A 17,300-nucleotide genomic window follows, 5' to 3' on the forward strand; every position below is an offset into this window, starting at 1 on the left:
GAAGATCTCGATGTTCCGACGGCGTTTACGTTGCTGAACTAAATCAATTTGGTTGACTCCAGTTTTTCGATGATCCAGTCGTTGGCTTTGATGACCGGGCGGCGGAAGACGATGCCCAGGGCCAGCGACGGGATCAGATAGCTTGCCAAGATGCCCAGCTCAATCCAGTACTCCATATGGTAGGCACCGGCCATGGCGGCATGCATGGCGTTGATGCCGTGGGTGAACGGCAGGAACGGATAGATCGCCTGGAACACGGGGCCGGTCATCTCGATGGGGAACGTGCCGCCCGAACCGCCGACCTGCATGACCAGCAGCACAACGGCCAAAGCCTTGCCGATATCGCCAAACGAAACCGTAAGCGTGTAGACGATATTGGAGAACACGAGACTCGCGACCCAGCCCGCCAGCACAAACTGCAGCGGGTCGTCGCACTGGATGCCAAAGAACAGGATGTCGCCCGCACACACGAGCGTTGCCTGCAGCAGGGCCAGACCGCCAAAGAACAGGTAGCGGCCCAGGTAGATCTCGTGCAGGCGCACGGGGATGAGCTCGTTGATAAGCTCATCGTCAACCGAGACCTTCATCATGGCCGCCAGCACAATCGAGCCCACCCAGAGCGACAGAATCGTGTAGAACGGTGCCATGGCCGAACCGTAGTTGCGAATCGGATAGACCGGCTTGCGATCGAGCGCGACGGGGCCGGAAAGCGACACGGCCAGACCCTCGGGATCATTGCCGATCATCGTCTTGATCGTAGCGAGGTCATCCGACATCAAGGCGCCGTCGAGCTCGTCCTTAAACGCGCTGATCTTGTCCGACGCCTCGCCCAGCTGATCAGAAGCCTTGTTGACCAGCTTTGCAGCCTTGGAGAGGCCCTTTGCCAGCGAACCGGACGCGTCGGTCAGGCCGCCTACGGCGCTATCCAGGTCGCCCGAGATGCCATCAAGCGAGTCCAGAATCCCCGAAACCGTCTTCTTGAGCTCCTTAGCCTTAACCGAGAACGTGGAATCGTAATCGGATTTGGCGCCCGCGATGCCGGCCTTGGCATCGGCGATGGCCTGATCGACCTCGGCACGCGACTTATTAACCTCTGCCATGCTGTCAGAGAGAGACTTCGCGGTGGCCGTCAAGTCCTTGGCGTTGTTGCGATACTCCACAGCAATCCTGCTCAGCGATGTTGCCACAGACTTGAGGCTGTCCTGGAGTTTTTCGTCAGTCACCTGATCGGCAAAGCTGCGGAGCTGGTCGGCCGTGGCGTCGATATCGTCGGCACGCGTGTTGAGCGCCGCCGCGGCATCGTTGAGCTGGGACACTGTAAGGTCGACATGTTGATTCGCGGCATCAAATGCCTTCGCAAGCTCGGCGGACACGTTGTCAAACGAGCCCGCGCTTCCGTCAATCGCGGCATTGATGGCGTCGTTGGCGTCCTTCAGCGCTTCCTTGGAATCGCTAATACCGCTTTTGACATGCTCCATCAGCTGCTTCGTTGACTCATCGACCGTGCCCGTCTGCTTGAGCATGCCGCTCGCCGACGTCAGCGAATCGGACGTGGAGCTCAAAATGCCCGCCAGCGACGAAGCATTTGCCCGAACGTCTCGCAGGTCCTCAATCGAATCGCCGAGCGTCGAGGACAGGTTGGCGATAAAGTTACTCACCTGGTCGGTGCTCATGTAATCGAGCAGGCTGGACACCGTCTTGAGCCCGATGGTCGTAATGGTTTCGGTAAAGGTCTCGTTAACTTGACTCTGAACAGCGCTCGAGCCTTTCTCGGTCACGATCTGTGCGATGGCGTTGGCCTTCTGATTCTCGTAGAACTCGATATCGGCATGCTTCACGTTCGTCGAGAAGAGCGTCATCATGTCGGCGCTAAACGTTTTGGGGATGACCACAGCGGCGTAATACGCGCCCGACTTGACACCATCGATGGCCTTATCGCGGTCGTTGAGCACGACCCAATCGAAGCTCTCGTTGCCGCGCAGGGTGGCGGTCACGTTTTCACCCACGTTGACCTCAACGGGGATCAGATCGCTCTCGTAACCCTCATCGGTGTTGACCACGGCGATCTTAAGATTGCCGGTGTTGCCGTACGGGTCCCAGCTGCCGGCGATGTTAAACCACGCGTACAGGCACGGTACGATAACGAGGCCCATCACGACAACCAAGCCGATTACGGAGCGAGACACATTTTGGACATCGCGCTTAAACAGATGCAGGATGTTCTTCATTTATGCCTCACCTCCTTTGGAGTGCTTGCCAAGCGGAGTGGCATTTCCATCATTTGTGGCTGTACTGTCGCTGTCCTGAGATTTATGGTTCGAGCCTATATGCGGCAAGCGGCCCGTGGACTGATCGCCGCCCTTGGCACCACGCTCGCTGGCGTTGAGGCCAAACATGTAGCGGGCGGCAGGAATGGCGGCCGTGTGCTCGCGCATCTCGCGACGCAGGTCCTCATCCGAAAGCGCCGAGATGCGCATCTGGGTATTGAGGCTCGCGCGGATATATTCGATATTGATAAGCCAGCCGCAGATGGCAATGACTGAGATGATCCAAATGACAAGCAGGATGATCTTGCCGTTATTGTCGATATCGAGAACCGTCGACAGGACAAAGAGCAGGACCTGAACGCCCACCACGGCGGCAAAACCGCCCTTGATGTAGTACGGGTAGCGATGTTCAAAGGCGACCGCATGATCGAGCAGTTCGCGACGGTACGAATCGGAATCGAGCATGACACGCATGGCCGTGCGCAGCGAGTAGCGCTGGCGCGGCAGGTCGTTGGACTCGCAAATCATCATACCGGTCGTGGAAAGCTGTTTATCAAAGAGCAGGTTAAGGTTGAGCAGCAGCGGACGCAGCTGCAGGCCGATAAAGAGCGCCACGATCAAGAACACGCCCAGAATGCACAGGTTAAACAGATAGTTGAACGAATACATACCGCCGACCGTCTCGCGCAGCAGATTGATGCCGTAGGTAAAGGGCAGCAGCGGGTGCAGCCACTGGAAGAAGCCGGGCATCATCTCGATGGGGTACATGCCCGACGAACCCGGGATCTGCACGATGACGAGAATGACGCCGATAGCCTTGCCGATATGCTTAAACGTGGTGGACAGCGCATAGATGATATTGACGTAGGTGAACGAGATGGCGATGCCGCCCAGCACGAACAGCAACGGGTTGACGCACTGTACGCCAATAACCAGATCACCCACCGTAACGATGATGGCCTGCAATGCGCCCAGGATCACCATGAGCAACCAGCGGCCAAAGTAGCCTTGGCGCGCCGTAAAGCTGCCAACACCTTCACGGTCGACCTCGAGCTTGTAAATGGCGATGAGCACATAGCCGCCCACCCAAAGCGCCAGATTGGTGTAGAAGGGAGCGATGCCCGAGCCAAAGCTCTTGACCGGATAGATTGACTTGGACGTCAACTCAACCGGAGACGCCATGAAATCTGCCACGTCATTGACATCGACGCCCATAAGGTCGGCCAGCTCGCCCATGGACTCGGAGGTCTGCAGCGCCGCGATGTCATTGGCGGCGGTTGCAAGCTTGTCCTGGACCTTGGCAAGCGAGGAATCGGTCTGGGACAGCGTGGTCTTGGCCTGGCCGAGCGTAGCGCTAAGCTGCGCCAACGTGCCGCGCGCATTTGCAAGTGTAGGTGTCATACCCGAGACGATACCGGTCAGGTCGCCCGAAACGGCAGCAAAAGAGTCGAGCGCGCTCGAGGCCTTCGGCAGCGCGTTTTGGCCCAAGTCCGTCTGGGCTTGGCCAAGGTTGGTCGCACCGGTATGAATTGCGTTATTGATAGCGTCACTGGCACCCGAAACAGCCGCTGCGTCATTCGCCATGGCGCTCGACTGCGCGGACAGACCGTCCTTGATGCTCTGAAGCTTTTCATTCTGCTCTCGAAGCAAATCGATGGTCGATACAATGCGCGCGTCAATTTCCTCGGAACCTGTCGACGTGTCATTGGCGAGAATCTCCAAGTGCCCGATAACGGCCTTATTGTGGTCGATCGTCGCTTGAAGAGACTCGAGCGAGTTGTCGATACGGGTGGTCGTAGATGTGACCGCGCCCGTCAGCTTGCCGATGGCAGCGTTCGCAGAGGCCGACGTCTTGGTGAGCGCAAGGCTGCCTTCCGAGAGCGCCTTGGAGAGCGAGGTGATGGAGTTGCCCGCCGTGGTGCGAGCTTCGCTCAGCAGGTCGTTGCCCTGGGAGATCGCCTGCGTCAGCGACGGTGCCTGGCCTTGCAAGCCGGCAAGTGCCGCATCAGCCGAGGCGATAGCGCCACTCGTCTTATCGATGGCGGCATTCATATCGCCAATCGAATCGCGCACCTCGCCCAAGGTGTCGGACGCCTCGGACACCGAACTTGCCAGCGAGTCCTGAGTCTGGGTTGCCTTGTCCTTTAAATCGACACCGGCATCCTTGGCGATACCGGCAACAGTCTTGCCTACCGTAGAGACAAATTCCGAGTTGATCTGCTCCTCGATGGTGTTTGCACCGGTATCGGTAACCTTGGGCGCAATGGCGCTCTTCTTCTCATTGACGTAGTACGTGAGCTTGGGCTGATGGTAGTTGCCGTCGAGCATCGAAACCAGGTTATCCGAGAAGTTCTTGGGAATCACGATAGCGGCATAGTACTCGCCGCTCTCGACGCCCTCCTTGGCATCGGCCGTCGAGTCGACGAACGTCCAGCCCAACTGATGATTCTCCTTGAGCTGGTCGACCACTTTGTCGCCAGCGTTGAGCTCACCCACCAAGTCGTTTTGGGTGCCTCGATCGTTGTTGGCGATAGCAATCTTGATGCCTTGGGTGTTTCCATACGGATCCCAGTTTGCCACGATGTTATACCAGGCATACAGCGAGGGAATAACGCACACGCCTAGGGTAACCACCAGGGCGACGGGGTTCACAAGCAGTCGCTTAATGTCGCGCTTAAATATCGCAAAGGACACCTTTGCATTGGATAGTTTGCTGCCGAGACTCACGCTTGGACCATCCATCCTGTCGTTAAATCGAATCGTACTATCGACAACCATTGTAGTAGGCGCTTTAACGTCTCAAAGCACAATGGTGTTGAGTTTTGCGGGTAGCAATATACTACGAAGATGAGTTAACGTACAGATGTACAGTATCTTAAATTTCAGCAGGTCACAAAACCACAACCCGCACAAATAAATGATCCCTTGGGGACGGAGGGATCATTCAAAAGGAAACGAGAGTGGAAAATCTCCCACTTCAAGCCCGCATTCGAGCCAAAAGCGGGAGATTATCCACTCTCGTTCTAATCTAGTTACGGTGCCGTATCCCCGAACTACATCAAGTTGCAAACAGCCGCCGCGAAGGCAACGGGGTCCTCGGGGAGGATGCCCTCGACCAGCAGAGCCTGGTCATAGAGCAGACCGGAGTACTGCTTGATCTTGTCGGCGTCGCCTGCCTTCTGAGCAGCGACGAGCTTGTCAAAGACCGGGTGCTTGGCGTTGAGCTCGAGCACGCGCTGGCTCTTGGGCATGCCGTCGGGCGCGCCCTCGGGTCCCTTCTGGAGTACCTTCTCCATCTCGAGCGAAAGCGGGCCCTCGGTGGTGATGCAAGCGGGGGCATCGGTCAGGCGCGCGGAAACGGCAACTTTCTCGACCTTGTCACCGAGCGCCTCCTTCATAGCGCTAAAGAGGTCCTCGTTCTCCTTGGTGGCGTCCTCGGCCTCCTTCTTCTCGTCCTCGGTCGCCAGATCAAGATCGCCAGTCGCAACGTTCTTGAGCTCTAGATGACGATCCTCGACCTCGGGCTCGGCACCGTCGGCCACAGCCTTCTCGGCAGCCTCGCGGGCAGCATCGTCCTCGTAGATCTTGGGCATATCGGCGGCAACGTACTCACGCATAGCTTGGAACGTGAACTCATCCACATCCTGCGTCAGCAGCAGCACGTCATAGCCGCGGTCGAGCACGCCCTTTACCACGGGCATCTTGGCCAAGCGCTCGCGCGAATCGCCGGCGGCGTAGTAGATGGCCTTCTGATCCTCGGGCATGCCCTTGGCATACTCGGCCAGGGTAATCATCTTCTGTTCCTTGGCAGACCAGAACAGCAACAGGTCGGCGAGCTCATCGGCCTTCATGCCATAGCTCGAGTAGATGCCGTACTTAAGGCCGCGGCCAAAGTTCTCAAAGAACTTCTCGTAGGCCTCGCGGTCGTTGTCACGCATATCCTCAAGATCGGCAGTAATCTTCTTCTCCACGCGCTTGGCGATGGCCTTGAGCTGACGGTTCTGCTGCAGCGTCTCACGCGAGATGTTGAGCGACACGTCGGCGGAATCCACGACGCCGCGGACAAAGTTGTAGTAGTCGGGCAGCAGGTCGTCGCACTTCTCCATGATCAGGACGTTGGAGCTGTAGAGCGCCAGACCCTTCTCGTAGTCCTTGCTGTACAGATCGAACGGCGCGCGTCCCGGCACAAACAGCAGGGCGTCATACTCGAGCGTGCCCTCGGCGTGGAAGCTGATGGTGCGCGCAGGATCGTCAAAGTCGTGGAACGTGGACTTGTAGAACTCGTCGTAGTCCTTCTGCTCGACATCGGAGCTGTGCTTCTTCCAGATCGGTGTCATGGAATTGACGGTCTCGAGCTCCTGGTAGTCCTCGTACTCGGGCTTGTAATCGTCGCCGGCGTCCTCGGGCTTGGGTTTCTGGCGGCTCTTGGACACCATCATCTGGATCGGGTAACGCACATAGTTACTGTACTGCTGAATCAGGCTCTTGAGACCCCACTCGGTCAGGAAGCGATCGTAGGTCTCGGCCTCGCCGTCGGCATCGAGCTTCTCGTTCTCGCGCAGCGTCAGGATGACATCGGTACCGTGCTCGGCGCGCTCGCCGTCCTCGATGGTGTAGCCCTCAAGACCGTCGGATTCCCACACATGGGCGACATCCTCGCCGTAGGCGCGGCTGACGACCTTCACATGGCTGGCGACCATAAAAGCCGAGTAGAAGCCCACGCCAAACTGACCGATGATGTCGACATCGGAGCCCTGCTGCTCGGCGTTCTCGGTCTTAAACTCCTCGGAGCCGGAATGGGCGATGGTGCCCAGATTGCGCTCCAGCTCCTCGGCGGTCATGCCAATGCCGTTATCCGAGATGGTAATGGTGCGGGCGTCTTTATCAAAGGAGACGCGAATGGCCAGGTCGCCCTGGTCGATCTTGACGCTCGGGTCCTGCAGGCTCTTAAAGTTGAGCTTGTCGACGGCGTCGCTCGCGTTAGAGATAAGCTCGCGCAGGAAGATTTCTTTATTGGTGTAGATGGAGTTGATCATGAGGTCGAGCAGTTTTTTGCTCTCGGTCTTAAATTGACGCATGTGCAGTCCTTTCGCGCTACCCCTGTCCGCAAAAACGGCTCGGTCGCCCGAGCCGCATCGCAGACCTGCTATGTTCAGACTTAGATTTTATAACCCATTAACGCGCATATATACATACGGAATCGAAAAACTGTATGTCCGAGCGCTCTGATGCGCCAATTGCCAAGGAGTGTCCCAAACTGCCGGCAGGAAAGGAACGTTCCTATCTGCCATCTACGCGCTTGGCCATCCAGGCATGAGGCTGGCCCTCGTCTTCGTAGTCCACCGGGGCAATCTGCGTGTAGCCCGCCTTGGCATAGAGCGGCAGCACGTATTCCTGAGCATGCAGCTTAATGAGCTTGGCGCCGGCATCACGCGCGCACGTATCACTGGCCTCGACAATCTTGCTCGCCAAACCGCGACGGCGCATGCTCGGCAGCACGGCCACGCGCCCCATAATGTAGGTCTCCCCCGCCGCGACACCTTCGTCCAAGTCGCACGCCGGCGACACCGGAGCCTCTGCGTCAGCCGCGCGCTCAAGCTCTTCGGGAAACACGCGCGAGCAACCGGCAAGCTCGCCGTCTACATAGAGCGTCACATGAATGCAGTTCGGATCCTCGTCGATAGCGTCGAACTCATTCTCGTAGCCCTGCTCGTCCATAAAAACGACGCGGCGCACCAACGCCGCGTCATCAAAGCATCCCGTCTTAAGTTGGATATCCATGGCTGCCCTTTCATTCAATGCGAACGTTAGGGACAGATATTAGCGAAAATGAGCTCCGCGCACGCTAAACTTCGCGCGAGCCTTCGCCAGGCAGTCGTAATGACCCACGTTATGGGCATCGCTCGCGATGAAGCTGTACAGGTTCTGATCGAACAGGCGCTGTGCCGGCTTTTTTTCGCGACCAAAGCGACCGCCGGCAATAAAGTCCGCCGAAGCCTGCAGCTTGCAGCCCATATCGACCAGGCGCTCCGCCACGCTTACATCCTTTTGAACCGCACGATAGCGCTCAGGATGAGCGATGATCACCTGGTAGCCACGGCACTGCAAATCGTAAATCGTGTTCTCGTACTCTCTAAACGCATACGCATCGGCATGCGTCGAAAGCTCGAGCAGAAACTCGTTGGTTCCATCGAAATGCAAGTGCTCCGCGGCATCGATACCAAGTTCAACGAGCTTTCGATGGTTGACCTCGAAGCCCATCTGGAGCGGAAAACCGTCAGCGTTATCACGCAGCAGTTCAAAGGCATCCCACATCTTGTCGTAATCAAAATAGGGATCACGGCAGTGAGGAGTGCAAACGATTCTGGTTACACCGGCCCGCTTGGCAGCCTCGAGCATCGCCAAGCTCTCATCGAGATCGGCGGCGCCGTCGTCTACACCCGGCAAGATATGGCAATGAATGTCACGCATAGGTCAGCCTTAATCAACTAAACGTTTGCTCGGTTGGTGAAGATGCCCTTTTTGGAAGTCCCCTGATCGTCCGAGCCCTTCTTCACCTTCTTACCGTCCTTGGTGTAGTAGGAGTAGTAGTACTCGCTGGTCTCGGTCTCGCAGTAGTTCATAACGGTACCGATGAGCTTGACCTTTTCGGACTTCTTAAGCTGGCCGATAGCGTTGAGTGCCTCCTCGCGCTTGGTGAAGTCCTCGCGCACCACGAACAGCGTACCGTCGGTCAGGCTGGCAATCTCGGCAGCATCGATGAAGGTGCCGACCGGGGGAGCATCAAAGATGACGTACTGGAACTTGGCGGACAGTGCCTTTACCAACTTGGCAAAGCGGTGAGAGACAATGATGTCGGCAGGATTGGGAATATGCGGCTCGGCATCGAGGAAGTAGAAGTTCTTCTGACCCGTCTCGACAATTGCCTGGTCAATGGAGATCTGCTCGGAAAGGACCGCATAGAGTCCGCCGCGCGAACGAACGCCGAGCATATCGGAAAGGGACCTGCGGCGCATATCGGCCTCGACCAGGAGCACGGACTTGCCGCTCGTGGCGATAGCCTGGGCAAGGTTGATGGAAACCGTAGACTTGCCCTCGTTGGGAATCGAGGACGTGACGGTAATAGTGCGAATGGGGTCGTCCACGCTCGCAAAGCGGATGTTGGCCAGAAGGGTCTTGGCGGCATTCTGTACAACGAGCTTATCGGTGTTCTTTGCCTTAGCCATGCCTATTTACCACCTTTCATAGCCGGAATTCGGCCAACAACGGGAATGCCCAGGAGCTCTTCTGCCTCTTCGGCACCGCGGATGCGGGTATTGAGCATGTCTGCCAAAACGACATAGGCAACTGCGATAAAGATGCCCGCGAGGAACGCGACAGCAACGTACAGCATACGCTTGGGGCCGCTGGGGGCTTCGGGGGTCTTAGCCTCGTCGATAACGTTGATGCTCTGGGCAGCGCCGACGTTCTGAGCGACCGTACTCACCGAGCTAGCTATGGCCTTTGCGACCTTAGCCGTCTCCTTGGCATCGGTGCCGGTAACCGAAAGCGTAATGACACGCGTGGTGGTCTCGGAGGAAACAGACACCTTGTAGTCATCCAGATCGGTGAGGCCCAGTTCATTGGCGGCGCCGCTCTTAACGCTATCGCTATCCAGCAGCGTGGCGATATCGTTGGAAAGCATCTGACTCGCCGAGAGATCGTTGTAGCTCATCTGGCCGCTATCGTCGGTCTTGGCGAGAATGTACATGCTCGTCGTCGCGGTGTAGGTGTTGTCCATCGCAACGAAGGACACGATGCCCATGGCGATCGCGCAGACCACCGGAAGGGTGATGACCAGCTGAAGGTGCTTCTTCAGCAGCTGGAACAGTTCGAGAAGGGTCATGCAGCTTGCCTTTCATTTCCCCAGTTCGGATTGACAAAACTGTCCGTATGTTATCGCATCTTTTTACCGAGACCAAACTCTATACATAAGAAACAGGCTCTCCTGTAAAAATGTCGGAAGCAATCGTAAAATTGCACAACAACGCCGCACCCGAAAGTCAAATGCGGCGTCTGCATCAATATCTATGTTGTATCGCTATGCGAATGGCTCGTCCTGCTGTATGGGAAACGTCACCGTAATGGTGGTTCCCACGCCCAACTCGCTCGACAGATCGAGCGTGGCGTGATGATACAGGGCCGCATGTTTGACAATGGCAAGCCCCAGACCGGTTCCGCCGCGTGCCTTGGACCTACTCTTGTCCACGCGATAGAACCGCTCAAATACCTTGCCCTGTTCTTCAGGCGCGATACCGATTCCCGTGTCGGCGACCGCAAGGAACGGATGGCCTTCGTCGTTGGTGCCGCACTGCAGCGTAACCGTACCGCCGGGTCGATTGTAGCGGATGGCGTTGCTTGCCAGATTATAGATGAGCTCGTCAATCAAGCGCGACACGCCCTCGATGACCACAGGCTTGGTCTCATGACTTATCGTCACATTCGCCTGACGGGCGACCTGTTCAAGACGCTGCTCGACCGCGTAGATGGCACGCGAGAGCTCAATAGGCTCCGTGGACCCAATGGGCACCGCCTCGCCCTCAGCTGCACGCTCGGCCTCGTCCAAGTTAGACAGCGTAAGGATATCGTTGACAAGCGCTGCCAAGCGGCCCGCCTCACGATAGATGCGACCGCCAAAGTTGCGCAGGTCGCCCTCGCCCTCGACCATGCCGTTTGCGATGAGCTCGGCATAGCCCGAAATCGCCGTAAGCGGCGTCTTGAGCTCATGGGTGATATTCGCCGTGAACTCGCGGCGCATACGGTCGTTGTCCGCCAGCACCGCCATTTGGCGCTTGAGCTCCTGGCGCTGCGACTCAATACGCTCAAGCATGGGGACCATCTCGGCATAGGCGTGCTCATAGCTACGGCGTGGGTGGTCCAAATCCACCTCTTGCAAAGGCGCGATGATGGCACGGGACTCGCGGCGCGCCATAAAAAACGAGAGTACCGCACCCGCTGCTGCGATAAGCAGCATCGGCGCCACCATCGACAGCAAAATCGCCGCAACGCCAGGCTGGGCCTGCGCCAAGCGGACAACCTGGCCGTTATCAAGGGCGACGGCGCGATACAGCATAATCTCGTCGAGCGTAGAGCTTGCGCGCTCCGCGGAACCCGAACCACTCTCAAAGGCCTCGATGACCTCGGGGCGATCGCCATGGTTGGGCAGTGTGGAAGGCGACGCCTCGTTGTCGTAGGCAACCGATCCATCCTTGTTAATCAGCGTGATGCGCAAGTCCTCTCGATCGAGGCTACGCAAGAACGGGATGGGCTCCTGCTGCTCGTCGAGGGCGGCAGCAATGAGCTCGGTTTCCTGCGCCAGATTGGCACTCGTGGCATCCGCCAAGGTGTTTTGCACAAAGAACGCACCCAGCACCGTAAACGCCACGATAACCGCCATGGCGCAGACAAAGATCGTCACAAAAACGCGGTGCGACAGCGTATGTTTTCCCTGGGGGGCGAAGACCACGGGTTACTCCTCCGATGCGGTGGCCGCGGTGTCGTCACCTTCGGCACCATCACCGGCAGAAGGCTCGGCCAAGCGGTAGCCCACGCCGCGCACGGTCTCGATGGCGCTGGCATGCTCGCCCAGTTTTTGGCGAAGCGTCTGCACATGCACGTCAACGGTGCGCGAACCGCCGTCGAAGTCCCAGCCCCACACGCTCTGCAGCAACGACTCGCGGGTAAAGACCACGCCGGGCTTGCGCATGAGGTACTCGAGCAGGTCGAACTCGCGCAGGGTGAGCTTAAGCGACTCGCCGGCAACAGTCACCTCACGATGGCTGGGCGAGAGCACAATGTCGCCCACGCTGAGCACATCGCTTGCCTGTTTGACCATGCCGCCGCGACGCAGCAGTGCGCGGCAGCGGCTGGCGAGCTCCATGAGCGAAAACGGCTTAGTCAGGTAATCGTCGGCACCGCCATCGAGCGCCATCACCTTGTCGAGCTCGGTATCCTTGGCGGTAAGCATCATGATGGGCACCGTCGCCGTCAGGCGATCGGCACGCAGTCGACGCATAATCGCCAAGCCATCGGTATCGGGCAGCATGATGTCGAGCAGGACGGCATCGGGTACCCGTCGCGCCACGGCAGCCTTAAACTCACCGTCGCACGAAAAGCCTTCGGCCTCAATCCCCTGCTTGCGCAGCGCATAGACCGTCAAATCCCTGATGTTGTCATCGTCCTCGACGTAATAGATCATGTTGAACCCCTTTGCGGCCGGCATGACCGCATCTTAACCCTAAAGGTACCTTTACTAGATGGTATCAGCCAAAACGCCCCGTCAAATAATCCGCCGTGCGCGGATCGGTCGGATTCTTGAAGAGTTGCGCGGTGGGCGCGTGCTCCACCAGCTCACCCAGCAAAAAGAATGCGACCGAATCGGAGATACGCGCCGCCTGCTGCATATTGTGCGTAACGACCACGAGCGTGCAGGTCTCTTTGAGCTCGCAGGCCAGCTGCTCCACCACCAGCGTCGACACAGGGTCGAGTGCCGAGGTCGGCTCGTCCATCAGCAGAATGTCGGGCTGCACGGCAAGTGCGCGGGCGATGCACAGACGCTGCTGCTGGCCGCCCGAAAGACCCAGACCCGACTCTTTGAGCTTGTCCTTGGCCTCGTCCCACAGGGCGGCGCGTCGCAGGGAGTCTTCGACCAGCTCGTCGAGCACGACGCGATCGCGCACTCCCATTCCGCGCGGACCATACGCGACGTTGTCGTAGATGCTCATGGGAAACGGGTTGGGGCGCTGGAACACCATGCCCACGCGCTGGCGAAGGCGGCAGATGTCGTAGTCGCCCAGGATATCTTGACCATCGAGCGCAATCTTGCCCTCGATTCGGCAGTCCTTGATGCCGTCGTTCATGCGGTTAAAGCAGCGCAGCAACGTGGACTTTCCGCAGCCCGAAGGCCCGATGAACGAGGTAATCTGCTTGTCGCGGATCTTGATATTCACGTCCTTGAGCGCATGGTGGTCGCCATAGAACAGGTCGAGGCCCTCAACATCGATTCGCGTCGGCGAGGCGGCAAGATCCTCTGCCGTGGGGCGAGTCGCATCCCCAACCTCGCGCTCGTGCGCGGCCTCGGCCTGCGCTTTCATGAGTTCTTCAAGCTCCGTGGGCTCCACAGCCGCAGCAGCCGTCATACCGCATACCTCCACATCGATATCAATTCAGCAGTATCGATAGTAGGAATCGCGGCTCATATGCACGTGAGCGCATTGTCAAGTGTTTGTAAGGGCACACTGGCTATGCGGCGGGCAGCTCGATGGTGAATATCGTGTGTTCGGGCGTCGATTCACATGCAACGGTACCGCCGTGCGCGCATACGATCTCCTTGGCGATGGCAAGCCCCAGTCCAGCGCCGCCGCGATTGGTCGCACGCGCCGCATCCAGGCGATAGAACTTCTCAAAGATCACCTTGAGCTTTGCCTCAGGGATGGGATCGCCCTGATTGATAAAGCGCACGCGCACGCCACCGCCGTCCCGGCGTCTGGCCTCGATCGTGATGGTCGAGCCCTCATAGCTATAGGCAATAGCGTTTTTCATGATGTTGTTGAACACGCGAGCCATTTTGTCGCCATCCACGAGCACCGTCAGGTCCTCGCGAATATCAACTTGGACTTCCTTATGCTGCTCGTTGAGGATGGGATAGAACTCGTCAGTCACCTGAGCCAGCAGCAACCCCAGATCAACATAGCCGCGCGTGAGCACGATATCGTGGAAGTCAAAGCGCGTGATATCGAAGAACTCTTCGATGAGCGTATCGAGCCGGTGCGCCTTGTCGAGCGCCACGCCCGTAAAGTGCGCACGTTGCTCAACCGGCAGCTCGGGAGCCTCTTGCAGCAGCGAAAGATAGCCCACCACACTGGCAAGCGGGGTGCGTAGGTCATGTGCCAAGTACGTGACCAAATCGTCCTTGCGATGCGACTCGTCACGCAGAGCTTGCTGCACCTTGCGCTCACGGTCACGCACGCGGTTAAGGGCGCCCTCGACCTCCAAGAAGTCGCCGTCGATGTTATCCCAGGTGTCGGGGTGATCGATCAGGCGATCTTGAATACGAGCGGCCAGCACACAATCGGCATGCTGCTCGCCCTGCTCGTAGCCCTGGTAGTACAGGGCGCGGCCACACAAGAACAGCACGCACGCGGCAAGCGCCAGCACAAAGCCAAGCATGTTGAATACAAAGCCGGCATCGAACAGCACCGGCCCTTCGATGCCGCCGAGCGCCATGGCGCCAATCGCCAACGTCATGGCCCACGCGGCGCCGCCAATCACCACGCAGCGGCACACGATCTCAAATCGATCGATCAGCAAAAAGCCGACAAGCAGCACCGCCAAGATTCCGACGATGTTGTCGATGCCAATCAGCAGCAGGCTCAGCAAAAAGAGCAGCACCGTTGCAAGCGCGCGGTTGTCGACGACCGACCTCACGTATTCAAAGAGCCGATCGGGCACCTCGAACGCTTGCCTATCGTCTTTTGTCATATCAAGATCCTCACAAGCGAAAAGCGTTATTCGATTATGTAGCCGACGCCCCAGACGTTTTTGATAAAGCGCGGCTTTTGTGCGTCGTCGCCAATCTTTTCGCGCAAGTGGCGAATGTGCACCATCACCGTATTGTTGGAGCCGGGCATAAAATCCTCGTTCCACACCGCACGGAACAGGTCCTCCACGGCCACCACGCTGCCGCGATGCTCGACCAGATACAGCAAGATTGAATACTCGGTGGGTGTGAGGCGTACCGGTGCACCGTCCACCGTCACGGAACGAGCATCGCGGTTGATCTCCAAGCCGTCGAGCTGGAGGGTCGGCGACTCGGCCGCCTGTGCGCGGCTACCGTAGCTGGTGTAGCGGCGAAGCTGAGCGTGCACGCGCGCGATGAGCTCCAGAGGACGAAACGGCTTAACCACGTAATCGTCCGCGCCAAGCGAAAGGCCCTCGATCTTGTCTTGCTGGGCATCGCGCGCCGTCAGCATGATCACGGGATAGGTATGGCTGGAACGGATCGTACGCAGCAGCTCAAAGCCATCGATATCGGGCAGCATGACATCCAGCAGCGCCAGATCGAACTCCTGCTCCAAGATTGCCTTGGCAGCATCGGCCCCGCTATAGGCAATCTGGACATCAAAGCCCTCTTTTGTAAGGTAGATACCAACCAAGTCGGCGATGGCCTTTTCGTCATCAACTACCAAAATGCGCTCGTTCATGCGTGCTCCTCTCGCGCTCCATTATGCCCGAGGGGGCGCCCGTCACACACAACAAGCGTGGGTGATTAAGTCGGCCTTAAGCACCCTTGTGCCCGTTCGGGCGCGGATGTGGGCCACGCACGCACGCGATGATCGCCGACGCCGGCAAACGATATACTCTTGTTCCAGAAGAGACCATCCCGTCGAAAGCGAAATCCGTGAAGTCCCTCACCTCTTTTGCAAAGCGCTCAGCCCAGCTTGCCGCCGGCTTTGTCTGCGCTATCGCCCTTGCCGCTGGCGTGCCCACCGTCGCCGGCGCCCAAGTGCTTACGACCGACAATGTTTGCGGCAAAACCGCCGATGCGCGCGGCATCACGGCCGAAAACCTGCCCGATATCGATGCGACCAATGCCCTCGTCATGGGCAAAGACGGCACCGTCTACTATGGGCGCGGCGCCGATGAGCAGGTCAAAATCGCCTCGATCACCAAGGTCATGACCGCAATCCTAACCGTCGAGAATTGCAAAATGGACGAGAGGGTCACGGTGAGCAACGCCGCAGCCACCGTGGGTAATTCGACCGCCGGCTTGCTCGAAGGCGACGAGCTTACCGTTGAGCAGGCACTGCGTGGCCTGATGATTCCCTCGGGCAACGACGCCGCCATCGTGCTCGCCGAATATGTGGGCAAGAAGATCGACCCTAAGACCAAAGACGCCGAGGCCACATTTGTGAAGGCCATGAACGAGCGCGCTAAGAAGCTCGGCTGCACCGGCACGGTCTTTGAGAACCCACACGGTCTGGACTTTGATGAGTGGGCTGGCGATATGCACTCAACCGCACACGACGTAGCGCTGATGATGCAGGAGGCCATGAAAAACGACACGATCCGCGAGGTCGTAGCGAGCGAGGATTCCTGGATCGAGGTCACGGGCGCCGACGGCGCCGACCATTCGCATTCCATGGACACGCATAACTATTTGCTGGGCCAAGATGGCAACATCGGCGGCAAGACCGGCACCACCGACGACGCGGGCTATTGCTTTACGAGCGCCTACAACCGCGACGGCGACGAGATCTACACCGTCGTTTTGAACTCCACCACCACCGACCAGCGCTTTACCGATACCGCAACCCTTGCCAATTGGTACTACGGCCACAAGGTCACGGTCGCGATCGCCAACACGCAGGAAAAAACCGCCAACGGCAACCCGCTCATGGCACGCATTAGCCAGACAGATTGGACGGACAAGACGATCGACGCCACGCTCGCCGACCCCACGGCGCAAGCGACCGTGTTTTCCCTTGCTGGCGAGGTGACCGAAAAGGTTAGCTACGACGATCTTTCGGGCACGGTGCATGTGGGCGACAAGGTGGGCAGCGTTACGCTCAAGCAGGACGGCACCAAGATCGCCGTCATGGACCTAGTTGCCGACGAGGAAGGTGCAGGGCCGAATCCCATTGAATGGCTGCTCGTGAAGCTCGATCGCTTGGGCCGCCGCATCGACAACCGCCCGCTCACAGCCGAGAGCGAGACCGTAGCCAAGGCGCCCGAGATGTAAGATCGAAGAACAATACACTCGCTGAAAGGAGGTGTCCGAAAGGATGCCTCCTTTTTTTGAGGGTTCGAATCCCCAGCGCCCTTTCTCGATAATAAAAAAGGGCCCCCGATGGGACCCTTCTTTAAAGTTAAACTGGCGGAGAGCTGGGGATGTCCGGGCATGCTACGCATGCCCTCCGGCTTCAAAGCCTGGCGGCTTTTCGCCCACGGGCTACAAACGCTTTCGCGTTTGCTTAACGCCCGTGCCCTCTCGGG

At 58.3% G+C, this 17,300-nt stretch carries 13 protein-coding genes; 1 reads left to right on the forward strand and 12 read right to left on the reverse strand.

Annotation, left to right across the window (positions count from 1 at the left end):
- Nucleotides 1-38 precede the first annotated feature (38 nt).
- The 12 genes from AAA021_RS01875 to AAA021_RS01930 all read right to left on the reverse strand — a co-directional run bounded on the left by AAA021_RS01875 (nt 39) and on the right by AAA021_RS01930 (nt 15,508).
- Nucleotides 39-2,228 carry a YhgE/Pip domain-containing protein gene (locus AAA021_RS01875; RefSeq protein WP_349087715.1) on the reverse strand — a complete coding sequence of 730 codons (2,190 nt, stop codon included), beginning with the start codon at nt 2,226-2,228 and terminating at the stop codon, nt 39-41.
- Nucleotides 2,229-4,994: a YhgE/Pip domain-containing protein gene (locus tag AAA021_RS01880; protein ID WP_349087717.1), complete on the reverse strand. Its 2,766-nt coding sequence runs from the start codon at nt 4,992-4,994 to the stop codon at nt 2,229-2,231.
- Nucleotides 4,995-5,320: 326 nt separating this feature from the next.
- A complete protein-coding gene (gene htpG / locus AAA021_RS01885; RefSeq protein ID WP_099432638.1) occupies nt 5,321-7,345 on the reverse strand; it encodes a molecular chaperone HtpG in 2,025 nt (674 codons plus the stop codon).
- A 202-nt stretch (nt 7,346-7,547) separates the two neighbouring features.
- Nucleotides 7,548-8,048, reverse strand: a complete 501-nt coding sequence (locus AAA021_RS01890) for a GNAT family N-acetyltransferase (RefSeq protein WP_117637372.1) — start codon at nt 8,046-8,048, stop codon at nt 7,548-7,550.
- Nucleotides 8,049-8,087: 39 nt separating this feature from the next.
- The gene (locus AAA021_RS01895; protein ID WP_022094060.1) at nt 8,088-8,738 is read right to left on the reverse strand and encodes a CpsB/CapC family capsule biosynthesis tyrosine phosphatase; all 651 of its coding nucleotides are present in this window, start codon (nt 8,736-8,738) and stop codon (nt 8,088-8,090) included.
- A gap of 17 nt (nt 8,739-8,755) precedes the next feature.
- Nucleotides 8,756-9,493 (reverse strand): CpsD/CapB family tyrosine-protein kinase, encoded by a 738-nt coding sequence (locus AAA021_RS01900; protein ID WP_055309657.1) that lies wholly within the window; start codon nt 9,491-9,493, stop codon nt 8,756-8,758.
- 2 nt (nt 9,494-9,495) lie between these two features.
- Nucleotides 9,496-10,152 carry a Wzz/FepE/Etk N-terminal domain-containing protein gene (locus AAA021_RS01905; protein ID WP_117786113.1) on the reverse strand — a complete coding sequence of 219 codons (657 nt, stop codon included), beginning with the start codon at nt 10,150-10,152 and terminating at the stop codon, nt 9,496-9,498.
- A gap of 195 nt (nt 10,153-10,347) precedes the next feature.
- A complete protein-coding gene (locus AAA021_RS01910; RefSeq protein WP_161156574.1) occupies nt 10,348-11,772 on the reverse strand; it encodes an ATP-binding protein in 1,425 nt (474 codons plus the stop codon).
- A gap of 3 nt (nt 11,773-11,775) precedes the next feature.
- The gene (locus AAA021_RS01915; RefSeq protein WP_050766101.1) at nt 11,776-12,504 is read right to left on the reverse strand and encodes a response regulator transcription factor; all 729 of its coding nucleotides are present in this window, start codon (nt 12,502-12,504) and stop codon (nt 11,776-11,778) included.
- 64 nt (nt 12,505-12,568) lie between these two features.
- Nucleotides 12,569-13,444: a phosphate ABC transporter ATP-binding protein PstB gene (gene pstB / locus AAA021_RS01920; protein WP_006234803.1), complete on the reverse strand. Its 876-nt coding sequence runs from the start codon at nt 13,442-13,444 to the stop codon at nt 12,569-12,571.
- A 103-nt stretch (nt 13,445-13,547) separates the two neighbouring features.
- Nucleotides 13,548-14,786: a HAMP domain-containing sensor histidine kinase gene (locus tag AAA021_RS01925; protein WP_195503859.1), complete on the reverse strand. Its 1,239-nt coding sequence runs from the start codon at nt 14,784-14,786 to the stop codon at nt 13,548-13,550.
- Nucleotides 14,787-14,812: 26 nt separating this feature from the next.
- Entirely contained in the window at nt 14,813-15,508 is a 696-nt protein-coding gene (locus AAA021_RS01930) for a response regulator transcription factor (RefSeq protein ID WP_349087718.1), read from the reverse strand.
- A 197-nt stretch (nt 15,509-15,705) separates the two neighbouring features.
- On the opposite strand from AAA021_RS01930, the gene AAA021_RS01935 reads away from it, so the two are divergent.
- A complete protein-coding gene (locus AAA021_RS01935; RefSeq protein WP_349087719.1) occupies nt 15,706-17,046 on the forward strand; it encodes a D-alanyl-D-alanine carboxypeptidase family protein in 1,341 nt (446 codons plus the stop codon).
- Nucleotides 17,047-17,300 lie beyond the last annotated feature (254 nt).

The organism is Collinsella sp. CLA-JM-H32, assembly GCF_040098165.1.
In the GTDB taxonomy this organism is placed as follows: Bacteria; Actinomycetota; Coriobacteriia; order Coriobacteriales; family Coriobacteriaceae; genus Collinsella.

Bases quoted from the DNA above. Each gene is read 5' to 3' on its own strand.
- htpG (WP_099432638.1), bottom strand. From the start codon at position 7,345: ATGCGTCAATTTAAGACCGAGAGCAAAAAACTGCTCGACCTCATGATC.
- AAA021_RS01875 (WP_349087715.1), bottom strand. From the start codon at position 2,228: ATGAAGAACATCCTGCATCTGTTTAAGCGCGATGTCCAAAATGTGTCT.
- AAA021_RS01925 (WP_195503859.1), bottom strand. From the start codon at position 14,786: ATGACAAAAGACGATAGGCAAGCGTTCGAGGTGCCCGATCGGCTCTTT.
- AAA021_RS01890 (WP_117637372.1), bottom strand. From the start codon at position 8,048: ATGGATATCCAACTTAAGACGGGATGCTTTGATGACGCGGCGTTGGTG.
- AAA021_RS01905 (WP_117786113.1), bottom strand. From the start codon at position 10,152: ATGACCCTTCTCGAACTGTTCCAGCTGCTGAAGAAGCACCTTCAGCTG.
- AAA021_RS01900 (WP_055309657.1), bottom strand. From the start codon at position 9,493: ATGGCTAAGGCAAAGAACACCGATAAGCTCGTTGTACAGAATGCCGCC.
- AAA021_RS01915 (WP_050766101.1), bottom strand. From the start codon at position 12,504: ATGATCTATTACGTCGAGGACGATGACAACATCAGGGATTTGACGGTC.
- pstB (WP_006234803.1), bottom strand. From the start codon at position 13,444: ATGACGGCTGCTGCGGCTGTGGAGCCCACGGAGCTTGAAGAACTCATG.
- AAA021_RS01930 (WP_349087718.1), bottom strand. From the start codon at position 15,508: ATGAACGAGCGCATTTTGGTAGTTGATGACGAAAAGGCCATCGCCGAC.
- AAA021_RS01895 (WP_022094060.1), bottom strand. From the start codon at position 8,738: ATGCGTGACATTCATTGCCATATCTTGCCGGGTGTAGACGACGGCGCC.